This window comes from Facklamia sp. P13064, from assembly GCF_050409425.1.
In the GTDB taxonomy this organism is placed as follows: domain Bacteria; phylum Bacillota; class Bacilli; order Lactobacillales; family Aerococcaceae; genus Facklamia.
This window is the reverse complement of record NZ_JBNUPM010000036.1, coordinates 1-3,262: the sequence shown is the minus strand read 5'-3', so window position 1 is coordinate 3,262 and position 3,262 is coordinate 1. Positions and strand designations below refer to the sequence as shown.

Here is a 3,262-nt window from a genome sequence, read left to right as displayed (position 1 = left end):
ACTAAGCAACCGTTAATTGCTTAATCTCCTTGGATAGCATCAACCCTATTGGACAAAGAGCCTTTAAAAAAGTGACTAAAAAATTTTGACATATCAATTTTTAAGTGAATAATGAATTATATTTAATTAATTATAAGAGGCTCCTAACAAAATTTGTATGTTTCGATAAATGTTTCCAAAACAGTTACTATATCTTTTTTATTAATATTATCTAGTGCATTTATTTGTGCATTAATATAAGAGGCTGAATAAAAAGGATTAGATAAAAAATCAAACATAAAATCATAATTAATATATTTTTCACTTGAAACTAGATTATATTTAAATAATTTATCCTTATATAATTTTTTTATCTTCTAAGGAGCTATATTTTAATGGATATTTAAAAAGTTCAATTTGAAACTCTGTTATTGCTTTATTTTCTTCTAATAGAGCCTGTGTAAATCCGATATAATTTTCTTTTTCACTGTTAAAATAGGAATTAATAAATGCACTTTCAAAAAAATGAGCCCAATATTCTTCCTCCTCTATAGAAAAAATTAAATTCATTTTGATTAATAAAAAATTTACAATTACATGACTAACTTCATGTAATAAATAATAAAAATGAAACGGGCCTACTTTGTCTCCTATAATAATATAATTAATATTTTTTAAAGGTAAAAATACACATTTATATCCATCTATCATACCTTTTAAATATATAACATTTAAAGACAATGTGTCAGATATATAAAATAATATATCTTTTAACAAAACTTCAGTTGTACTATTACATAATTTTTTAAAAAATTCACTACTAATCTTAGCCTTGGAAAAGTTATGCATTTGCATTTTTATTGGAATTAAACTAATCTCAGAAAAATCTTTATTTTTTCTCCAAGATAAGTAGTCAAATTTATTTCTTATTAAGAGGGTGTTAACTTGGCAATTTAATACAGATTTTTTATATTTACTAATATCTAATGATTCTATATTTGGGAGACTATCAATAAAATCTATTTCATTATGAATTTTGTGCGCCTTGATATTATCTTGTATATTTATACTATTTAAATACAGCATGGACTGATGCTCTTCTATAACAGAATGTTCATAGGTTTTTTTAATCGCCATTTAAAAAACTCTTTCTTTTTTTATATTTAAAAATAATTATAATAAGAATAAAAAGAACATCAATATTGGTAATATTCCATGTTCTCAGTATTCCAAACTGATCAGAAATAAACCCATTTAAAACTAATATTATTGAAATAGATATTGATTCAATATTATAAAAAGATGAGATTGTTGTATTTCGTAGATTATCATCTTGCACAAAATCTGAATGAAGAGCGACATTACTTTTAATTTCAGTTATAGTATTAAGCATTACGTGAATTGAAAAATAATAATTCCCATCCATATATTTTTTGAGAGAATAAATAAGGATAAGAATATAATATCTATTATTGTTAACGAAGTTATCACATAAGAAATATTTTTTTATATAATATCCTATGAGATATTAAACTCCCTACAAGCCCACTTAATGAGATTATTATCCACATAATACTAATAATATTTTCTATATTATTAGTATAAAATATTGCCTGCCACTAATTTGATGGTCCTATATCTATCACTTTAGGGAGAAGTAAAAATAATATAAATACAATACTCTTTTTAGATGTCATAATTTGTTTAAATATTGTTTTTATTTCACCATATGAATATTTAAAAGTATTTTTAAAAGATATTTTTTTATTTTTAAAATCTTTAATTGGAGATTTAATAACTGAAACAATTAAAATAATACTAAATAATATGCTGAAATAAAATGGCAAATCTGTATTATATTTATACAATACATCCGCACTCAAAGTTCCAATGACCAATGCAGCCAATAATCCTATAATAGACGCCTTAGAAAATATGTGTTCTAAGATATCTCTATCCTGTGATAAATTTAAATCTTTGATTAGCCAACTGGATAATGTTCCAGAATAAAAAGACTCACTAATTCCAGATAAAAAAGCTGAAAACAGGAGAAGTGTATATGAACTACTTAATATCATTAAAATCCCTAAAATTCTAAATAGACCACTTAAAAAAATTGATTTTCTCTCTCCTATAACATCTGTTATAGCTCCACATGGTATCTCTGTAAGAAAAGACGATAGCCAAAATAGAGCTAGATATAAACCTACATCACTTAATGAAAAGTTTTTAAATAAATAAATATACAATATTGGGTTAAAAAATGAAACTAATGAGACAGACAAAAATTCAAATAATAATAATAATGAATTTTAGCTTTCATGATTTATCTCCGAATTTATACAATATATACTCCCGTATATATCTCTATTTAAATAACCATAATCTACTAAATATCTTCTCATTGTCGCATAATCATCATAGTATACCTGTATAATATTATTTAGTTCACTCTCAGAAAATTCATCACCTTTTTTTTGATTAATTCAAAAATATAGTCAAAGATAATAATTTTATTTTTTTGTTTTTTGGGAATAACAATTATTCTCCCTCTTTGATCAATAAATCTTTCTATCATTATTTATTAAACTCCCTTCTTTTTTTTAAGTAATATCCTATATATTGATAAACCTCTCTTTCTAGTAAAATATCATTGCCAACTAAGCGAATATTACTTAAATGAATCAAATCTAAAATATTGGGTTGTCCAAATTTTTTCACATAGTTTTCTTCTTTAATACTAAATTTAATTTCTTTAAAAATATTTGAGTTATATTTACTTAGTTTTTCTATTGAATCAAACTATTCCTTTTTTAGCGGTCTATTTTATTTTTCATTACTATAAGGGGTGAAAATTTCCAATGCTTGATGAATTTTAGTGTAAAATACATTTAGTAAATAAAATGTATTAATAAGTAATAATTTTTTTAATTGCATTATTCATTTCTCCATCATCAAATATTAATTCTTTATTCGATGTTAAAAATTTTACTATCCTTTTTGAATCTAAAAAACTAATAGCTTCAAAAACTTCAATCCTTATACCCATCATATATCTACCAATTTCTTTTTCAAAAGTTAAACCCCAAAAATTTTGAACAATACTAGACTTTTTAATTTTATTGATAATTTCATCATTATAACATTTAGATTTTATTCGTAGTCTAACTTGTTGCTTGGGTAGTGTCAGATAAATTGTGTAACCTACATTTCAAGATTGTAATTATTAGATCAATACTTCTGTTATTTCCGATCCTAACCTCGCATTTTAGATGATCTTTCG

4 protein-coding genes are annotated in these 3,262 nt (G+C 23.4%); all 4 read right to left on the bottom strand.

What is annotated here, in order from left to right; translation table 11 throughout:
- Window positions 1–336: 336 nt before the first annotated feature.
- A complete protein-coding gene (locus ACQV2S_RS08640) occupies window positions 337–1,116 on the bottom strand; it encodes a hypothetical protein (RefSeq protein ID WP_428885399.1) in 780 nt (259 codons plus the stop codon).
- 482 nt (window positions 1,117–1,598) lie between these two features.
- Window positions 1,599–2,264, bottom strand: coding sequence for an MFS transporter (locus ACQV2S_RS08635; RefSeq protein WP_428885398.1), 666 nt, complete (start codon window positions 2,262–2,264; stop codon window positions 1,599–1,601).
- A gap of 27 nt (window positions 2,265–2,291) precedes the next feature.
- Window positions 2,292–2,414: a DUF2087 domain-containing protein gene (locus ACQV2S_RS08630; RefSeq protein WP_428885400.1), complete on the bottom strand. Its 123-nt coding sequence runs from the start codon at window positions 2,412–2,414 to the stop codon at window positions 2,292–2,294.
- A 142-nt stretch (window positions 2,415–2,556) separates the two neighbouring features.
- On the bottom strand, window positions 2,557–2,700 hold the full coding sequence (locus tag ACQV2S_RS08625; protein ID WP_428876628.1) for a hypothetical protein: 144 nt from the start codon (window positions 2,698–2,700) through the stop codon (window positions 2,557–2,559).
- Window positions 2,701–3,262: the final 562 nt, after the last annotated feature.